Source organism: Saccharopolyspora sp. NPDC045941 (genome assembly GCF_056431445.1).
On record NZ_JBWKKU010000060.1, the window covers coordinates 16,932 to 33,829 of the forward strand.

At 68.3% G+C, this 16,898-nt stretch carries 15 protein-coding genes; 7 read left to right on the plus strand and 8 right to left on the minus strand.

Features of this window, described 5'->3' with window-relative positions; all coding sequences use genetic code 11:
• Window positions 1-438 precede the first annotated feature (438 nt).
• The 3 genes from AC07FN_RS35090 to AC07FN_RS35100 are packed head-to-tail and all read right to left on the minus strand — an operon-like array spanning window position 439 to window position 4,300.
• A complete protein-coding gene (locus AC07FN_RS35090; RefSeq protein WP_478399498.1) occupies window positions 439-2,430 on the minus strand; it encodes a hypothetical protein in 1,992 nt (663 codons plus the stop codon).
• On the minus strand, window positions 2,427-3,575 hold the full coding sequence (locus AC07FN_RS35095; protein ID WP_478399499.1) for a 5'-methylthioadenosine/S-adenosylhomocysteine nucleosidase family protein: 1,149 nt from the start codon (window positions 3,573-3,575) through the stop codon (window positions 2,427-2,429). Before AC07FN_RS35095 ends, AC07FN_RS35090 begins: the two co-directional genes overlap by 4 nt.
• Window positions 3,572-4,300 carry an NUDIX hydrolase gene (locus AC07FN_RS35100; RefSeq protein WP_478399500.1) on the minus strand — a complete coding sequence of 243 codons (729 nt, stop codon included), beginning with the start codon at window positions 4,298-4,300 and terminating at the stop codon, window positions 3,572-3,574. Before AC07FN_RS35100 ends, AC07FN_RS35095 begins: the two co-directional genes overlap by 4 nt.
• Before the next feature lie 355 nt (window positions 4,301-4,655).
• Between AC07FN_RS35100 and AC07FN_RS35105 the strand changes: the two genes are divergently transcribed.
• The 3 genes from AC07FN_RS35105 (at window position 4,656) to AC07FN_RS35115 (ending at window position 8,433) form a co-directional block, all read left to right on the plus strand.
• The gene (locus tag AC07FN_RS35105) at window positions 4,656-5,906 is read left to right on the plus strand and encodes a sensor histidine kinase (RefSeq protein ID WP_478399501.1); all 1,251 of its coding nucleotides are present in this window, start codon (window positions 4,656-4,658) and stop codon (window positions 5,904-5,906) included.
• Window positions 5,907-6,161: 255 nt separating this feature from the next.
• On the plus strand, window positions 6,162-6,836 hold the full coding sequence (locus AC07FN_RS35110) for a response regulator (protein WP_478399502.1): 675 nt from the start codon (window positions 6,162-6,164) through the stop codon (window positions 6,834-6,836).
• Between the two features lie 151 nt (window positions 6,837-6,987).
• On the plus strand, window positions 6,988-8,433 hold the full coding sequence (locus tag AC07FN_RS35115; protein ID WP_478399503.1) for an acyltransferase family protein: 1,446 nt from the start codon (window positions 6,988-6,990) through the stop codon (window positions 8,431-8,433).
• Between the two features lie 24 nt (window positions 8,434-8,457).
• On the opposite strand, the gene AC07FN_RS35120 is transcribed toward AC07FN_RS35115, so the two are convergent.
• From AC07FN_RS35120 to AC07FN_RS35135, 4 genes are read right to left on the minus strand one after another with little or no spacing between them, the layout of a single operon-like run.
• Window positions 8,458-9,306 carry an ABC transporter ATP-binding protein gene (locus AC07FN_RS35120; protein ID WP_478399504.1) on the minus strand — a complete coding sequence of 283 codons (849 nt, stop codon included), beginning with the start codon at window positions 9,304-9,306 and terminating at the stop codon, window positions 8,458-8,460.
• Window positions 9,303-9,704 (minus strand): GntR family transcriptional regulator, encoded by a 402-nt coding sequence (locus AC07FN_RS35125; protein WP_478399505.1) that lies wholly within the window; start codon window positions 9,702-9,704, stop codon window positions 9,303-9,305. The genes AC07FN_RS35120 and AC07FN_RS35125 overlap by 4 nt, the downstream gene beginning before the upstream one ends.
• 55 nt (window positions 9,705-9,759) lie before the next feature.
• A complete protein-coding gene (locus AC07FN_RS35130) occupies window positions 9,760-10,722 on the minus strand; it encodes a hypothetical protein (RefSeq protein WP_478399506.1) in 963 nt (320 codons plus the stop codon).
• Window positions 10,719-11,570, minus strand: coding sequence for an ABC transporter ATP-binding protein (locus tag AC07FN_RS35135; protein ID WP_478399507.1), 852 nt, complete (start codon window positions 11,568-11,570; stop codon window positions 10,719-10,721). The genes AC07FN_RS35130 and AC07FN_RS35135 overlap by 4 nt, the downstream gene beginning before the upstream one ends.
• Before the next feature lie 486 nt (window positions 11,571-12,056).
• Between AC07FN_RS35135 and AC07FN_RS35140 the strand changes: the two genes are divergently transcribed.
• Together AC07FN_RS35140 and AC07FN_RS35145 are read left to right on the plus strand one after the other, a co-directional pair.
• Window positions 12,057-12,416 carry a BlaI/MecI/CopY family transcriptional regulator gene (locus AC07FN_RS35140; RefSeq protein ID WP_452614378.1) on the plus strand — a complete coding sequence of 120 codons (360 nt, stop codon included), beginning with the start codon at window positions 12,057-12,059 and terminating at the stop codon, window positions 12,414-12,416.
• Window positions 12,413-13,384 (plus strand): M56 family metallopeptidase, encoded by a 972-nt coding sequence (locus AC07FN_RS35145; RefSeq protein ID WP_478399508.1) that lies wholly within the window; start codon window positions 12,413-12,415, stop codon window positions 13,382-13,384. The genes AC07FN_RS35140 and AC07FN_RS35145 overlap by 4 nt, the downstream gene beginning before the upstream one ends.
• Window positions 13,385-13,410: 26 nt before the next feature.
• Here AC07FN_RS35145 and AC07FN_RS35150 read toward each other — a convergent pair whose 3' ends face one another.
• A complete protein-coding gene (locus AC07FN_RS35150) occupies window positions 13,411-14,748 on the minus strand; it encodes a multicopper oxidase family protein (protein ID WP_478399509.1) in 1,338 nt (445 codons plus the stop codon).
• Between the two features lie 379 nt (window positions 14,749-15,127).
• On the opposite strand from AC07FN_RS35150, the gene AC07FN_RS35155 reads away from it, so the two are divergent.
• Window positions 15,128-15,397: a metal-sensitive transcriptional regulator gene (locus AC07FN_RS35155; RefSeq protein WP_093266475.1), complete on the plus strand. Its 270-nt coding sequence runs from the start codon at window positions 15,128-15,130 to the stop codon at window positions 15,395-15,397.
• A 72-nt stretch (window positions 15,398-15,469) separates the two neighbouring features.
• On the plus strand, window positions 15,470-16,879 hold the full coding sequence (locus AC07FN_RS35160; RefSeq protein ID WP_478399510.1) for an MBL fold metallo-hydrolase: 1,410 nt from the start codon (window positions 15,470-15,472) through the stop codon (window positions 16,877-16,879).
• Window positions 16,880-16,898 lie beyond the last annotated feature (19 nt).

Consider the following 16,898-nt stretch of genomic DNA (forward strand, 5'->3'; position numbering starts at 1 on the left):
CACACGCACGTACGTCGGCGACTCTTTCGAACAGCAGGGCTCCGCCACTTCCGCATGTTACGAGACGAACACCGCACGATGCTTGCACAAAGCTTGCCGACGTGGAACAGTCACTGTGCTCGTCAGTTGAGGCTAGGGGTAGGGGCGATCGGTTCGATTCCGACGTGGCTCTGCTTCTTTCTCGCCATCGTTGTTCTCGTGCTTGTAAGGTCTGCAAGTCTGGTCCTAGGAAACAAAAAGCCAGGTGACCACGAGAAGAAGAGCGATGGGGGCGGTTTTATGAGCAAGGTCCGCAGAACGATGTCTGTTGTACTGGAGACGACGTGGGCGGTTGGCGGGAGCATCCTGGCTGGCGTACCACCCCTGACCTGAACTGACGAGCTCGCCAGCTTCTTCCCAACCGCGCGCCCGGCGGAGCTGCTCTTTGCGAAGCACCGCTTAGACGAAGGAATCGGCCCCAGGTGCACAACTGTAGACCCGATCCTTGGCTCGAGCGTCGCGCTCGATCCATGCTTTGCCCTCTGCCGCAATTCCTTCGAGCACGTGCAGCGCGTGAGCGAACCCGGTGGAGTCGAGACTGATCTTTGCGAGTCCGGGTTCGTCCTCGGCGGGCTGTTCGATGTTCCGCTCGGGCTCGGAGACTTCGATGATGCGGGAGGGGCCGTTAGTCAGGGTGAGTTCCAACGTGTAGTCGTACTCCGCCGACTTGATCACGTGTAGCGAGGACACCGCGTCGAAGCGAAAATTACCGCGCTTGTGCCCTCGGAACGAGACGTGTTCGAAGTCGAGTTGCGTGGCGAGCTCGCGGACACCGTCCTTCGTGATCAAGAACAGGTGGAGATCATACTTGGAATAGCGCCAGGGCCCGCCCTTGACACGTGCTCGCTTGCAGGTTTTCGCCGGAGTTTGCACGATGGCGTAGGCAATGATGTCACGCCATGCGAGCCTGTAGTGCCGCAGCGCTTCGTCGACGAGTTTGACCTTGTCCGCTTCCAGCCATGCCTCCATCTCGCTCTCGGCCGGGCATATGGACTCCAGCTTGTCCTTCCATCGCCGGTACTCTGCTTCCCGAGCCTCCAGAGCACGTGCACATTCCCGCGTTTCATCCGCGAATCGCCGGTGTTCGGTGAAGATGTACAACCAGCGGGCCGTGGCGATTCGTCCACTCACAAACGCCAGGATCACGGCGCCCCATGCAGCGAGCGGTCCCGTGCGCATCGCTGCCTCGACGATGGCCGCCGCCGCAAAAGCCGTGATCGCAACGGCGACGAGACACGAGGCCTTTGTGGACAATGACGTCTTGTACTGCGTGCGATACGCGAAAAGCACCCCATTTTTCCAGTCCTTCCTGACCTCACGAATCAGGTACCGGATCAGCCACGTGACCCGGCCGACGGGGATCCTGCTCTCACGGTAGATCTCAACTATCTCGTCACGCAGCAAACGGCGAGTGCTTCTCGTTTCCCCGAGCCAGACGACGGGATCCATGTCGCTCGGTGCGTACTTGTACGAGTAGTACCGGAAATACTCATCGACCCGTTTGGCGAACCCAGGTTCCAGGTCGTCGCGGTCATCGAGACGGGCGAAGTGAGCTTGATCTTTGTCCTTGACTCGTTGCGCACGGTACCGCCACTCGAACCCGGTCTTGGCAGCGACACATCCGGCTGCCAAAGCAGCCAGGTAAGCGATTACCGGTACCGGTTCCGGGTTCTGCATGAGAACCCAGCCGAGGTATCCGACGGCGAGAGAGAGGAATCCCGTTGATATGACGGCGCGGGCGTAATCACCGGGCGTAGCGGCGTTCTCCGCAGCTCGCCGGACGCGCGCGGGGATCGGGCTGGGTTGAAAGTACGCCCACACGCGGCCAGGTCGATCTCCGCTGAGCTGCCCTTGACGAGCGGCGCGGCAGGTCTCCACCCAGAAGCTGTCTTTCATACCGCCGGTCAAGACGAGACCACAGTGGCGCACGATCTTGTCACGCAGCCGCGGCTGCAATGCTTTCAGCTTTTCCAGCGCCGACCCAGGATTTCCCTCAGCGCGGTCGAGATGATCGAGCAGCTCGCCAATCGCTTCCAAAGCGAGTTTCCACTCGCTGTCCCGGTACTTGGCGAGGTGCCTCGGTAGTTCTTCCAGTCCAGTTCGTTCGTCAGGAGAGAGGTCGCGATACGACCGCTTGCTGAGCATGGCCAACACCCAGTGGAACCGCACCTCTGCGGTGTCGTGCCCTCTTGCCATGGCGTCTGCGATCAGCTCGCGAGCGCGCAAGGGCACACCGTCCCTCAGGTAGCGCACACCGATCTGGTACTTCTGTTCAGGGGGATCGTCGGGAAGCACTTGGTACACCGTGGAGTTGTGCACCTGCTCGGCCTGGATGCCCACGGCGGAGCCGGGCTTGGCGGTGTTGTTCGTGGTCGCCTTGTGCTCGCTCATGACAGTCCATTCACCGCCGTGATTAACGTCGCGACCTTTGCCGCCACCTCAGCGGTCTCCTCGATCAATCCCCGGAGCCGCTTGAGCGCGACAACGAACTTGCCCTTGCCCTCGGTTGTGTTCTCTTTCAGCGCCTTCTCAGCGATGTCGAGTTCGTCTTCCGCCGCCGCATAGGTGGCGCCGTCAAGCTTGCCGACCGAACGCGCCCGCGCCAACTCATCACGGACGGCAGCCAGCTCAACGACGAGATCAACCGAGTCCGGCACCGGCGACACCGTACCTATCGAGACGACACTGTTGGTCACCTCCCTGGCCTGGATACCGACTGGCCCGTTCGCGATGTTGGTGGTGCCGTCACCGGCGCTGGCCCTGTGGCTTCGGTACATGGGAACTTGCTCCCGCTCCTTGATCAGCGACTCGGCGAGGCGAGCGGCGAAGGCCGCCGCGCTGTCCGCAGCCAGCGGCTGCCACCGTCCGTCGTCGTCGGTGTTCTTGGTTCCATCTGCTCTATCGCTGATACCCCGCACGACGGCCACCGGGGAACCGTTGAGATGCCCGGCCTGAGCTACGCCGGCAGATTCCATCTCGATCGCGAGCGCATCGTTGTAATGATCACGGATCCACTCCGCCTCGTAGGAGATCCTAGAGTTGTGCACGATCTCGCCTGCCGCGATTGCGCCAAAGTGGACCTTCGGTCGATGCTGTGCCGAAGACACGCCCTCCGCCCAGTCACCGATCCTGGCGACGTGGGACGCGAGCTGACTGATCCCGTGCTCCGCCTCCCAGACCCGGGGCCGAGCTTTGAGCCCGTCATCTTCACTGGTTCCGCCGTGGTAGGCGTACACGTGCGTGGCCACCACCACGTCGCCCAGCGGCGTCGCATCCCAAAGAGCTCCAGCAACACCGACGAACAGCACGGCAGCCGGTTCGAATTCCTGGATCGCCCGCTCGGCCAGTACTGCCGCGGGCTGATTTCCTTTACCCGTCAGCGCAAGTGCCAACCGGCAGCTCGTACCGCGCAAGCTGCCGACCTCGAAGCGGGTGCCCCGTTCATGCAGGCATACCTGCGGATCGACCAGTCTGCGGCGCACCGCTTCGTACTCGAGGTTCAAGGCGGTGAGCACCACCACCAGGTTCTCCGTCATCGCGCTCCCTCACTCGTCGATGATTCGGGCCGGACCAACGGCGGGTGCAACGCTGCCGCCGACCCTGCCCGGAACAACCGCGCGGGCCTGCCCTTCGTGGTCCTGCGCTCCTCCCCCGCTGACTCGATGAACCCTGGAACCTTCTGGACCTTCCGATAGAAGTTCCGCGGATCCAGCTCGACACCCCACACGGCTTCGTAGACCTGCTGCAGCTCCGCGATCGTGAAAGGCTCACCGCAGAACGCGGTCGCCAACGCCGAATGCTCAAGTTTGCCCCGCGCCCGCTCCACCCCATCGGCCACGATCTGACGATGGTCGAAGGCCAAATCCAAACGGCCGGACAAGACCTCCTCAACCGGCTCCCAGCCAGCGCTTGCCGCATCAGTGCCGGCGACCGGCTCCGGAAGCCCTGGAGCGATCGCCAGATACGCCACCGAGATCACCCGGCCACGCGGATCACGGTCAGGAGCTCCGTAGGCACCCAACTGCTCCAAGTGCAGCTGGACGCCATCCAGAGCCGCCTCCTCGCTCAACTCGCGATGAGCAGCATCCAGAACGTCCTCGCCGGCATTGTTCAGAAAACCACCCGGGAGAGCCCGCGCCCCCCGATACGGCTCGACGCCGCGCTCCACGAGCAGCACACGAAGCCCTGCCTCTCGCAGCGTGAGGATTACGAGGTCAACCGTGACCAGAACCTCCGGCGGCGTCCACAACTCTTCGACCACGCCGGGAACAGTACCTTATTGTCAGTTCGACAGGAACCCTTTTGGTCCGCGACCGCATCGGCGTTCCTGACCTACTCGGCGACTGCCGCGTACGGTTCTCGCGGACCAGTCGGGACACCATGCGCTCGACCTGGGCGCCCTGTTATCGGCGTAATCCAGAGCACCGGCGCGGAGGCACACTGCAACCCGGGGCGAGCCGAACGCGACGCCTCGGTCACGCGCTCCAGTTGACCGGCTTGTCGGCCGGGGCGTCGGCCGCCGGACAGAGACCTTCGATATGGGTCGGGCGGGCGGTTTTGGGCTGCGGGTAGGCTCGGCGGAGATCTCTACGAGCTGCGGAGTTGAGCCTCCCCCGATGGCGAAGTCCAAGCGCAGGCGCGATCCGGATGAGCAGCCGCGCCCCCAGGTGAAGCCCGTTGTCTGGGTTTGGGCCGTGCTCGGTGTTCTCGCGCTGGCGCTGGCAGCCGTGGCGGTCCCCGTCAACGCCGTGGTGCTCGGGATGCCGTTGATGTTGGCGTTCTTGCTCAGCATCGCCCAGGCTGGATCGATCGGCCTAGCGCCCTTCTACCCGCGGTCGGCGACCGCCATCTCCTGTTCGGCCGTGTTCCTGCTCGCGATGGCGGCCCGCAGCGACGATCCCGCGGCCATCTGGCCGGTCTCGGTGACGACGCTGATCGGTCACGGGCTGCTGATCAGCGTGCTCGGCGTGCACCAGGCGTGGCCGGCCGGCCTGCGATGCTGGCTCGGTGGCGTCGCGGCAGCTGTCGGGGCTGCCGTGCTCGTGCCGCAGAGCGTGCCGGCGAATGCCGTGGCGGGAAACCTCATCGTGTTCGGCGCGGTCACCGGTGGCGTGTTCGGCGGGGCGCTGGTGGTGCGGCAGTGGCGGCAGATCTCCTCGCAGCTCGTGCAGGAACGCAGGCTCAGCGCCGATGAACACGCCAAGCGCGTGATAGCCGAGGAGAAGACGCGGATCGCCCGCGAACTGCACGACGTGATCGCGCACAGCATGTCGCTGATCAACGTGCAAGCGACCACGGCGCAGTACCGGCACGCGAACCTCGACCCGCGTCTCATCGCGGAGTTCGACGAGATGGCGGCGGCGTCCCGGCAGGCGTTGGGCGAGATGCGCAGCGTACTGGGCGTGCTGCGCAACGGCCAGACCGGCGGCGAGCTGGTTCCGCAACCGGGTTTGGCCCGCATTCCGGAGCTGATCGACAGCGCAGGCCGCGCGGGCGTGGACGTTTCCGCGCACGGCACGGAGTTGCTGGAAGACGGGACGGGCAGCGAGATCGCGGGCATCGCGGCGTTCCGCATCGTGCAGGAAGCGCTGAGCAACGTGACCAGGCACGCCCCCGGCGCGCGCACCGAGGTGCATTTCGCCCGCTCCGGCGGTGAGCTGACGATCACCGTGCGCAACAGCGCCCCGGACCGGGCGGTGACCCCGGTTCAGGGCGGCGGGCACGGTCTCGTCGGCATGCAGGAGCGGGCCGCGATCGTCGGCGGGAACGTCCACTTCAGACATCTCGATGACGGCGGCTACGAAGTACGCGCGGTTCTCCCGCTGCACACGGCCGGAAACGATTCGCAGGAGCGGGAAGACCAATGAGGTTTCTTCATCCTGGTCGGCGACCGTGACCGCGGCGCATGACCTGCTGCGACCGTGCAAGCTGTCGCCAAGCGCCAAAGGCGCTTTCGGGCCCACCTACGCAACCGGCACCGCCGCGGGTTCTCAGAGGTTTCCTGGCGAGGACGGCCCCTCCGCCGTGTATTGGTCATACATCAGGAGGGGCACCCGCAGTCCAGGGAACCTCTGAGGTTCCGCTACCCGCACCGCCACTCAAAACGAGGATGAAAAAGACCAATGACCATCAAGGTGATCGTCGTCGACGACCAGGCCATGGTGCGCGCCGGGTTCGCCGCCCTGCTCGACGCCCAGCCCGACATGGAGGTGGTCGGCGAGGCGGAGAACGGCGCGCGCGCAATCGAGATCAGCCACGCCCGCCACCCGGACGTCGTCGTGATGGACGTGCGGATGCCGGTGCTCAACGGGATCGACACGACGCGGCAGCTGATGCACCCGCCCGCGAGCGTCGGGCACGTGCCCCGCGTGCTGATGCTGACGACCTTCGACATCGACGACTACGTGTACGAGGCGATCCGGGCGGGGGCCAGCGGCTTCCTGCTCAAGGACGCGCTGCCCGCCGACCTGGTTTCGGCGGTGCGCGTGGTCGCCGGCGGCGAGGCGCTGCTGGCACCGACGGTCACGCGCCGGATGATCGAGCACTTCGCCCGGTCCGCCCCGCCGCGCCAGAAGACCGCACCGCGGCTGGCGGCGCTCACCGAACGGGAGCGCGAGGTGCTGCTCCTCGTCGCGCAAGGGCTTTCGAACAACGAGATCGCCGGCGCGTTGTTCATCACCGAGCAGACCGTGAAGAGCCACGTCAGCCGCATCATCGGCAAGCTCGGGGTCCGCGACCGGGTGCAGGCCGTCATCGCCGCCTACGAATGCGGCCTGGTCTCCGCCACCGGCACGTGATGGGCCCAGTACCGGGGAGGTAGTGGGCGCCCCACCCACTACCGCGGTAGGGGTCCTGAATGCGCTCCCGGGACGGACGCGATCAGGCCGCCGAATTCATACGCTTTTCCGGTCCGGAATTCGTCCGGACTCATTCACGGGAGAAGCGACAGTGGCCAATCTGCGCACACCTTTTGCACCGGCACCGGCACCGGCACCGGCGCCGCCCGTCGGCCCAGGACCATCCCGCGACCGGGTCCTCGACCTGGTCCGGTCGGCCTGCCTGGTGGTGGTCGTCGTCCTGCACGCCATGATGGCGGGCATCGAGGTCAGCGCGTCGGGCATCCAGATCACGAACGCCCTGGAGAACCAGCGGTGGTTCACCCCGGTCTCCTGGATCATCCAGGTGATGCCGTTGTTCTTCGTCGTCGGCGGATTCGCGGGCATCACGCAGTGGCGCCGAATGCGCGACGCCGGTGCGGCGCCGGCCGATTTCGTCCGGACCCGCCTCGCCCGGCTCGCGCGGCCCGCGCTGGTCGCGTTCTCGGCGATCGCAGCCGCGCTGGCGCTGGCGAGCGCGGCTGGGGTCTCGCCGGACCTGCTCGCACAGGTCGGGTTCCGGATGGGCCAGCCGATGTGGTTCATCGGCGTCTACCTGGGGACGTCCGCGCTGGTCCCGCTGATGAGCCGGCTGCACGAGCGAGCGCCGCGGGCAACGCTTGCGCTGCTCGTCGCGTTCTCGCTCGGCGTCGACGTGCTGTCGATCGCCACCGCTTCGCCGCAGATCGGGTTCGTCAACCTCGCGTTCGTCTGGCTGGCCATCCAGCAGATCGGGTTCTGGTACGCCGACGGCTGGTTCCGGTTCCGGTCGAACAGCGTGCTGCTGGGTGTGGCGCTCGGCGCGTTCGCGTTGCTGCTGACCAATACGACCACCGGTCCCTACCCAGCCGACATGCTGGCCAACCTCAACCCGCCGACCATCAACCTGATGCTGCTCGGCGTCGTCCAGGTGTGCCTGCTGTCGCTCGTCACCGCTCGCCTGGCGGTCCTCATGGGACGGCCGGGCCTGCGCGCCTCCGTCGACCTGATCGGCAAGCATTCGCTGACCATCTACCTCTGGCACATGCCCGCCGTGGTGCTGCTCGCCGCCGTGCTGCTGGTGCTGGGATTCCCCTGGCCGGAGCCGCTCGGCGCCGCGTGGTGGCTGACCCGGGGCCCGTGGTTGGCCGGGATCGCGCTGGTCCTCATCCCGCTCGCCGGCCGCCTGGGCCGATTCGAGCGCGGGACCGCCGGGCCTCCTCGTCGCACGCCCGGGCTCGCCGCGGCCGGTGTGGTCATCGCCATCGCGGCCATCGTCACGGTGCTGGTCGCGGGATTCACCACCGTTTCGGCAACGACCGCCGCGCTCCTGCTCCTGGTAGCGCTGCGCCTGCAACACTCCTCGAAGCGTTCACCGGTCGTCAGGAACGCGCATGAGCGCGTGCGCGACCGCGATCAGACCGACGCCACCGGACACGTCCATTGTGGACTCGCGCTCGACGTTCCGGCAGCCGGAGGAGTCGGCACTGTCCAATTGCGACGCGGATCCCCGGGACGTGAAAGCCGCTGCAGCGGTTGACCTGCCCGGGTCCGATCACGGTGATCAGCGACTTCCCTGCCGGGCCCGCAGGTAGTCCGTCACGAGCCCTTCGAGTTCCGGCCGCTGCCCCTCCCAGCCCGCCGCGAGCGAGCCCGGGGTGCGCACGAGCGAGCGCTGCTGCCGGCCCGTTCGCCTCGTGTGGATCACCGTGCCGGTGACCGACGATCCGTCGTCGGCCGGGCCGATGACGTCGAGGTGGTCGTCGAGGATCTCCTCGACATCACCGTTGAGCAGCACCTGCCCGGCGTGCAGCAGCATGAGGTGATCGCACACGTCGCGCAGCTCGCCGAGAAAGTGCGAGGACAGCACCACCGTCATCCCGCGCTCGGCGACATCGGTCATCACCAGCCGGAGGAAGTCCTCGCGGGCGAGCGGATCGAGATCCGACATCGGCTCGTCGAGCAGCAGCAGCTTCGGCAGCCGGCCGAGGCAGAGTGCGAGCGCGAGCTGGGTGCGCATGCCCTGCGACAACGAACTGACGCGGCTGCTGCGATCCATCTCCGGGTGCGCGGCCAGGGCCTCCTCCACCCGCTCCGGCGACCACCGCTGGTTCACGGCGCCCACCGTCCGGATCATCTCCGCGATGGTGAAGTCCTTGTACAGCGGGCGGTGCTGCGGCAGGTACGCCGCGTCCGGGTGCAGGCGGCCGCGCACCTCGTCACCGAACACCCGCACCTGCCCGGCAGACGGCCGGATCAGTCCGGCCGCCAGCCCGAGGAAGGTGCTCTTGCCCCCGCCGTTCGCGCCGACCAGCCCGATCACCTTTCCCTCGGGCAGTTCGACGGTGCAGTCCCGGAGCGCCTGCTTCCGGCCGTAGCTCTTGGACAGCCCGGTGGTGCGCAACGCGCTCATGATGCGTTCGGCCCCTCAACGTGGAAATGCTCGTCTCGGACGGCAGTGTAGAGCGCGTCGACGGCCTCCACGGCGAGACCACCGCTCTTCGCGCGGCTCATCCAGTCCTCCAGATCGCGTCGCAGCGGCGCTTCGACGGCGGTCAGCTCGCTCGCCAGCGAACGCGTCACGAAGGTTCCCACCCCTCGCCGGGCCTCGACCAGATCTTCGCGCTCGAGTTCGCGGTACGCCTTGAGCACCGTGTTCGGATTGACCGCCGTCGCCTCCACCACCTCACGCGCAGTGGGCAGCCGGTCACCGGGCCCCAGCAGGCCCAGCCGCATGGCCTGCTTGACCTGCTGGATGATCTGGACGTACGTGGAGACCCCGGAACGACGGTCGATCCGGAACTCGATCATACGGCCCAGCATAATCCGCCCCGCTCATCCGAGCGCGGAACCCGGCGCCGCCGGATCAGTGCTGCCGTTGCAGCGTCCACGCGGTTCCCACCAGCAGCAAGACCGCGACGAGGCCGAACACGGCGAACTCGGCCAGCTGCAGACCCGGCGCCGCGGACGGGTAGATCACGTCGGCGAAGCTCCCGGTCAGACCCTTCTCCGCGTAGCAGGCACCGAAGTCCACACCGATCGGGCAGGAGGTCACGTCCGACGACTCGGGGCGCAGGAGCTGCCCGCCTTTGCCGAGGAAACCGGAGTCCAGCACCATGGCCCCGGGCTCACTGGGCGTCGCGCTGATCGTCGGGTCCGACGTGGTGAGGCGCTGCACCGGCAAGAAGTTCGGGGCGACGTTGGTCACCACGACGCGCAGTACGACCAGCGTGCCGAGCGTGGTGGACAAGGCCATCAGCGAACGCCGCATGGCCGCGCCCAGCAGCGCACCCAGGGCGAAGCTGAACAGCAGGTGCACGACCGGCATCGGCCCGGTGCTGTCGAAGCTCAGCCACTGGAACGGGCCGCTCCGCAACGGGCCCAGCAGCCCGGCGGCCGCCACCCACCGGGCGACGAGCAACTGGAGCACCACCACCACGACGGCGGACGGCAGCAGCAGCACCGCCACCTTGGTGATCATCCAGCGGAGCCGGCTGACGGACTGGGTGAAGGCGAGCACGTGGGTGCCGTGCTCGATCTCCCGGGCGAACAACGGCGCGGCGAAGAACGCACCCAGCAGCACCGGGAGCGCGAAGACCACCCCCTGTCCGACCTTGATCAGATCGAACCACTCCTTCTGGAACTCCACCCGCATCTGCGCGCAGTCGGGGGTCTTCTCGCGGATCGACAGGCACGCCTGCAGGCCGTACTCCTCGATGTCACCGGTCATGCTGGCGTGCAGCACCAGCACGGTCGCGCTGCCGAGCAGCAGCAGGGCGGCCAGGGTGATCAGCTGTGCGCGATGTTGCCGCCAGGCGACCCAGATCATGCCGCCACCTCCGCGTTGTAGTCGTTGTTGCGCATGTAGGCCAGCGCGATGTCGTTCAGCCGGGGCGTGTGCTCCCGCCACCCGGATGCTGCCACCGGCTCGCGGCGCTTGGTGATCAGGATCTGCTCCTGCCCGGAGTGCACGCTGTCGACGACGTCACCCGGCGCAACGGGCAGCTGCCCGGCTCCCCGCAGAACGCGGTGCCGGGCAACGAGATCGGCGACCGACCCATCCAACCGCACCTGGCCGCTGCCCAGCAGCACCAGGTGGTCGCAGACCGCTTCGAGTTCTTCCAGCACGTGCGAGGACAGCAGGATCCCGATGCCGTGCTGCCGGGATTCCTCCTGCAGCGTGCGCAGAGTCGCCTGCCGAGCCAGCGGGTCCAGCTCGGCCAGGGGCTCATCGAGCATCAGCAGCCTGGGGCGCTTCCCCAGCGCCAGCGCGAGCGCCACCCTGGTGCGCTGCCCGCCGGAGAGCTTGCCGACCTTGGCGTCGAACGGCACCTCCGCCGACCGGACGAGCTGCTCCGCGTACGCCTGGTCCCAGCGGGTGTTCATCCGCTCGGCGAAGCGCAGCGTCTCCGACACGGTCAGGCCGGTGTAGAGCGGCTTCTGCTGGGTCACGTAGGCCACTTCCTCGGGCGCACCGGTTCCGCTGGGCCGCCGCTCGAACACCTCGATGTCGCCCTCGGTCGGCTTGAGCAGACCGGCGGTCAGACCCATCAGAGTGCTCTTGCCCGCCCCGTTGTGGCCGACCAGCGCGACCACCCGGTTCGGGGGCAACGACAGCGAACAACCGCGCAGCGCCCACCCGCGGCGATATCTCTTGCCCAGCTGGTGCGTCCGCACCGCGGGCACCTCTCCTGCATTCATGGTCGCCCTTCCCGGTCAAATAATCATTTCACCAGTTATCTAGTGAAAAAGTACACCAGGCGGGAGCGCGTTGTTCGCCGAACCGCCGAATCCCCGACCGGTCCCCGCGGATCGGAAGCGGCAATCCCCTTCGCCACCAGCGGGATCGACGTCCGTGGGGGAAAACCCTCCGCTGCGCGCACCGGCGGGCGCGGCTGCCGGACGGCCCAGAATCGTTGCGCGGCCGGGACGTCTCCCCCAGCGCCCCGGTCGCGTCATTCCTGGACACCGCGCGGCCGGCTCTCCAGCGCACCGCAGGCGGTGGCAGTCGCCGATGGGCGGCTGCCGATCTGGTGACGTCGGCCGACGGCGGGCAGACCTTCACCGCGCGAGCCCCGTTGAGCTGATCGCGGGAACGCCGCAGGCGTTCACGTGCGCACGGGGCGGACCCGTATCCTCGGCCGCAGGAGCAGGAGGTTCGGCATGCAGGGTCTGGGAGAGCTCGAAGGCGCCGTGATGGACGTGCTGTGGCAGTCCGCGGAGCCGATGACCGTTCGCGAAGTCCTCGCGGAACTCAACAACACGCGCGATCTCGCGTACACGACGGTCATGACCGTGCTCGACAACCTCCACAAGAAGGGGTGGGTCGAGCGGGAGCTGCACAACCGCGCATACCTCTACACCCCGGCCGAAGCCCGCGAAGCGGCAGCGGCCCGGGCCATGCGCGAGCTGCTCGAATCCAGCGGTGATCCGGAGGCCGTCCTGCTGCACTTCGCCCAGTCCGCGTCCGAAGACGAAACGGCCGCCCTGCGGCGGGGCCTGCGGCGGCGGTCCCGGCGATGATCCTCGCGTTCGCCCTGCTCCTCGGCGTCGGCATCGTCGTCGGCTACTCCCCCGGCCTGCTGGACCGGATGATGGCGCGGCGAATCGATCCCCAGGTCGTGCTGGCGACCTGGGTTGCGCTGGTGGCGACGACGTTCCTCACGGTCGTAGCCGCCCTGGTCGTGGTCCTGCTGCCCGCCCACGGGCCCACATCCCTGCTCATGGAGTTGGTCCACCACTGCCTGACCGCCGTGCAGCACGGTGCGCTCCCGCAGTTCCACGCGGTGACGGCACTGCTGCTCGTGCTCGGTCTCGCCAGCGTGCTGCTGCTCGTCAGCGTCAGGCTGATGCACCACGTTCGGCGGCAACGCCGGATGCACCAGCGGCAGCTCGAACTGCTGCGGGTCGCCGCGCAGGCCGAGGCCGGCCCGTTCCCCACCATGTGGCTGCCGCACCCGAAGCCCCTGGCCTACAGCGTTGCCGGAACGCCGGCATTCGTGGTCGCCACCGACGGCGTCCGGGAAGAACTCTGCGCGGACGACGCCGCCGCAGTCATCGAGCACGAACGCGCCCACCTCCACGGGCGCCACCACATGCTGGTCGGCCTGGCCGAAGCCCTCGCTCGTTCGGCACCGTGGATCCCGCTGATGCGCCACTCCCCCGCCCTGGTGCGCACGGCCGTCGAACTGGCCGCCGATCGCGCCGCGGCGCGCCTGCACGGTGCCGGCTCCGTGCGCTCGGCCCTGCTGATCATGTCGGGTTGCCACGGCGGTCCGGCCACTCCCCAGCACGCCCTGGGCATGGCCGACAGCGCCGTCGCCCTCCGCCTGCACCACCTCGAATTCCTGGGGCCCTGCGCACCACGAGCCAGGCGCGCGCTGGCCTCCGGCATGGCAGGGCTGACCGCCGCACTCCTCCCGGCGCTCGCGGGCCTGGGCATCCTCGCCAGCCTCGCGATGATCACGTGCCCCATCCTGTTCGAGATGTGAGCCGCACCGGCGGAACCCGCGATTTCTCAAGCCTGGTAGGACATCGTCGTCATCATGCCGGCTTCGCCGTGGTAGGCGTTGTGGCAGTGGATCATCCACTGGCCGGGGTTGTCCGCCTGGAAGTCCACCTCCAGCGTCTCCATCGGGAGCACGATCGAGGTGTCCTTCCGCGGCCCGGCACCCCGCCCGGTCACCACTTGGTACGTGTGCCCGTGCAGGTGCATCGGGTGGAACATCATCGTCCTGTTCACGAAGCGCAGCCGGACGCGCTCGCCCTGGCCGACCGGAAGTGGCCGGCGCTCCTCGAAGGTCTTGCCGTTGATCGTCCACCGGTACGGGACCGACATGTCCATCCCCAGCTCCAGCGCGTGCGTGCGGTCCGGCCCCCGCGCCGGTAGCCGGACCGGCTCCGCAGCGACGAGAGACCCTGCGGTGAGGGGCCGGCCGTCCAGCTCCGCCGGACGCACGTCGGGCGCCGGGGGCGTCCCGGATCCCGTGCGCACCAAGGCGAGCCCTTGCCCCTGCTTGCCCTCCGCGGACGCCACGAGCGGGAAGACGCCATCGCCCGCGGTGATCACGGCGTCGTAGCGCTCACCCATGCCGATCAGCAGCGAGTCGGTCTCCACCGGCTGCACCGGGAATCCGTCGGTGTGGGTGATCACCATCCGGTGGCCGCCGAGCGCCACGCGGAACGCGGTGTCCGACGCCGCGTTGATGATGCGCAACCGCAGCCGCTGACCTGGCCGGGCGCCGATCGTGCTCGGCGCGGTCGGCACCCGCCCGTTGATCAGGTAGTGCGGGTAGTCCACATCGCCGGTGTCCGACCCCAGCGGGCCCGCGTTTCCGTGATCCATACCGCCCATGCCCGGCATCCCGCCGTGGTCCATGCCGCTCATCTGCATGCCCTTGGCCGCCAGCTCGGCTAGCTTCGCATCGGGGTCTCCGGCAACGCCGTCCAGCCAGTCGTCGAGGACGACGACCGCCTCGGCGTCGTACCGCCCGGGCTCGTCGGGATCCTCGACGATCAGCGGCGCGTAGAGCCCGCGGTCGAGCTGCACGCCGACGTGCGGGTGGAAGAAGTAGGTCCCCGGGTCCGGCACGGTGAACTCGTAGTCGAACTTCGTGCCGGGCCGCACGGCTTCCTGGGTCACGCCGGGCACGCCGTCCATGTCGTTGCGCATCGCAATGCCGTGCCAGTGGACGGAGGTGTCCTGCGGGAGCTCGTTGACCAGGCTCGCCCGGAGCACATCGCCTCGCCGGAGCCGGATCTCCCCGCCAGGCAGCCGGTCATCGAAGGTCCAGGTCGCCACCTCGGGACCGCCGAGGTCCACAATGCTCGGTCGCGCACGCAGGTCCACGTTCACGATTCGCGCGTTCGCCGCGCGACGCGCGCGCTCGGATTCCAGCACCTGCGGGCCTGTCGGCGAGACCGGTGCCGGTGCAGCGGGGGTCGAGCAGGCCTGCGCCACGCCGACGGCGGCAAGCCCTGCTCCTAATCCCAGAAAACCCCGCCTGCTCAGGCCACGGGGGCGAAGCACGCCGCCGGGCGAATTCCCACCAACACCACCACCATCATCGATGCGCATTGCGACCTTCCGGAACCACGAGCAGACAACTACTAAGATGGATAGTACATATCGGCCCGGGAGGGCCGACCCGCTCGAAGCCGGCCGCCGTGCGTCCCGTCACATCCCGCCCAATCGGGTACCCCCCGGGGTATGGTCGGCACAGGAGGAGAGAGACATGCAGATGAAACCCGAACTCCTGGGCGACGCCCTGGTCCGCCTTCGGCGCGCGCAGGGCCAGCTGGCCGGCGTCATCGAGGCGATCGAAGAAGGCGACGACTGCGCGGCGGTGCTGACCCAGCTGGCCGCCGTTTCCCGCGCCCTGGACCGCGCCGGTTTCAAGATCGTGGCCAGCGGCATGCGGTACTGCCAGCAGGCGCGGGACAACGGGGACGAACCCCCGATGACCGAGCAGGAGCTCGAACGACTCTTCCTCGCCCTCGCCTGACAACCGGCGCGACCTCGCCCAGCGCACAGGTGCGCCAAACCATACCCCCCGGGGTATCGGAGGTGAATCGAAGTGACAGCAGCGCCCTCACGACTCGCCGGGCTCCGCGTCGAGGTCGTCGAAACCTCGTCGCTGGGCGACCGCAGCTACCTGGCCACCGACGGGCGGCGCGCGGTGGTGATCGACCCCCAGCGCGACGTGGACCGCATCATCGCCCTCGCCGGCCGGCTGGGCACGCGGATCGCGCTGGTCCTGGAAACCCACGTCCACAACGACTACGTCTCCGGCGGCCTGGAGCTCGCCCGGCTGACGGGAGCCGAGTACGGCATCGCCGCGGCCGACGACGCGCCGTTCACCCACCGCCCGCTGCGCGACGGCGACCTGCTGGACGTCGCCGACGGTTTCCGGGTGCGCGTCGTGGCCACGCCCGGCCACACCTTCCACCACCTCTCGTACGTGCTGGAGAGCGACGGCGCACCGGTCGGCGTGTTCACCGGCGGATCCCTGCTCTACGGCACGACCGGGCGCACCGATCTGCTCGGCGAGCAGCACAGCGAAGAACTCGCCCGGCACCAGCACAGGTCGGCCCGGAAGCTCGCCGACCTGCTGCCGGAGGGCACCCAGATCTGGCCCACGCACGGATTCGGCAGCTTCTGCTCGGCGACCCAGGCCGACGGCGACTCGTCGACGATCGGCGAGCAGCGTTCGGCGAACCCGGCGTTCTCGCTGGCCGAGCAGGACTTCGTCGACACCACCCTGGCCGGTTTGGACGCCTACCCCGCCTACTACGCGCACATGGGGACGCGCAACATCGCCGGCCCCGAGCCGCTGGACCTGCGCGCACCCGCCCAAGCGACGCCGGCAGACCTGGCCGAACGCTTGCGGCGCGGTGAATGGGTCATCGACCTGCGGTCCCGCAAGGCCTACGTCGACACGCACCTGGCGGGCACGATCAGCCTCGGCCTGGACGGGCCGATGGCCACCTGGCTGGGCTGGATGATCGACTGGGGCGCGCCGATCACGCTCGTCGGGGAGTCGAGCGAGCAGGTCGCCGACGCGCAGCGGGAGCTCGCCCGCATCGGCATCGACCACTTCGCCGCCGCCGCGACCGGGCAGCCCGCGGAGCTGGCCGCCGACGAGTCCCAGCTGGTGAGCACCCCGACCGCCACGTTCGCCGAACTGGCCGCCGCGTTGGCAGGCGCACCCGCCGAGCTCCCGAGCACCGACGTCGTGCTGGACGTCCGGACCAACAACGAATGGCGCGCCTCGCACGTCGAAGGCGCCGTGCACATCCCGCTCTACGAGCTGGCGGACCGGCTGCCGGAGATCCCGGCCGGATCGGTGTGGGTGCACTGCGGCAGCGGGTACCGGGCGACCGCCGCGGCGTCGCTGCTGGAATCCGCTGGGCGGACCGCCGTCATCGTGGACGACGCGTTCGCCGCCGCGGGCCCGGCCGGGGTTCCCCTGGTCACCGCGGCATGACGACACATCTCGGCAGAAG

Bases quoted from the DNA above. Each gene is read 5' to 3' on its own strand.
- AC07FN_RS35090 (WP_478399498.1), bottom strand. From the start codon at position 2,430: ATGAGCGAGCACAAGGCGACCACGAACAACACCGCCAAGCCCGGCTCC.
- AC07FN_RS35095 (WP_478399499.1), bottom strand. From the start codon at position 3,575: ATGACGGAGAACCTGGTGGTGGTGCTCACCGCCTTGAACCTCGAGTAC.
- AC07FN_RS35105 (WP_478399501.1), top strand. From the start codon at position 4,656: ATGGCGAAGTCCAAGCGCAGGCGCGATCCGGATGAGCAGCCGCGCCCC.
- AC07FN_RS35110 (WP_478399502.1), top strand. From the start codon at position 6,162: ATGACCATCAAGGTGATCGTCGTCGACGACCAGGCCATGGTGCGCGCC.
- AC07FN_RS35120 (WP_478399504.1), bottom strand. From the start codon at position 9,306: ATGAGCGCGTTGCGCACCACCGGGCTGTCCAAGAGCTACGGCCGGAAG.
- AC07FN_RS35125 (WP_478399505.1), bottom strand. From the start codon at position 9,704: ATGATCGAGTTCCGGATCGACCGTCGTTCCGGGGTCTCCACGTACGTC.
- AC07FN_RS35130 (WP_478399506.1), bottom strand. From the start codon at position 10,722: ATGATCTGGGTCGCCTGGCGGCAACATCGCGCACAGCTGATCACCCTG.
- AC07FN_RS35140 (WP_452614378.1), top strand. From the start codon at position 12,057: ATGCAGGGTCTGGGAGAGCTCGAAGGCGCCGTGATGGACGTGCTGTGG.
- AC07FN_RS35145 (WP_478399508.1), top strand. From the start codon at position 12,413: ATGATCCTCGCGTTCGCCCTGCTCCTCGGCGTCGGCATCGTCGTCGGC.
- AC07FN_RS35155 (WP_093266475.1), top strand. From the start codon at position 15,128: ATGCAGATGAAACCCGAACTCCTGGGCGACGCCCTGGTCCGCCTTCGG.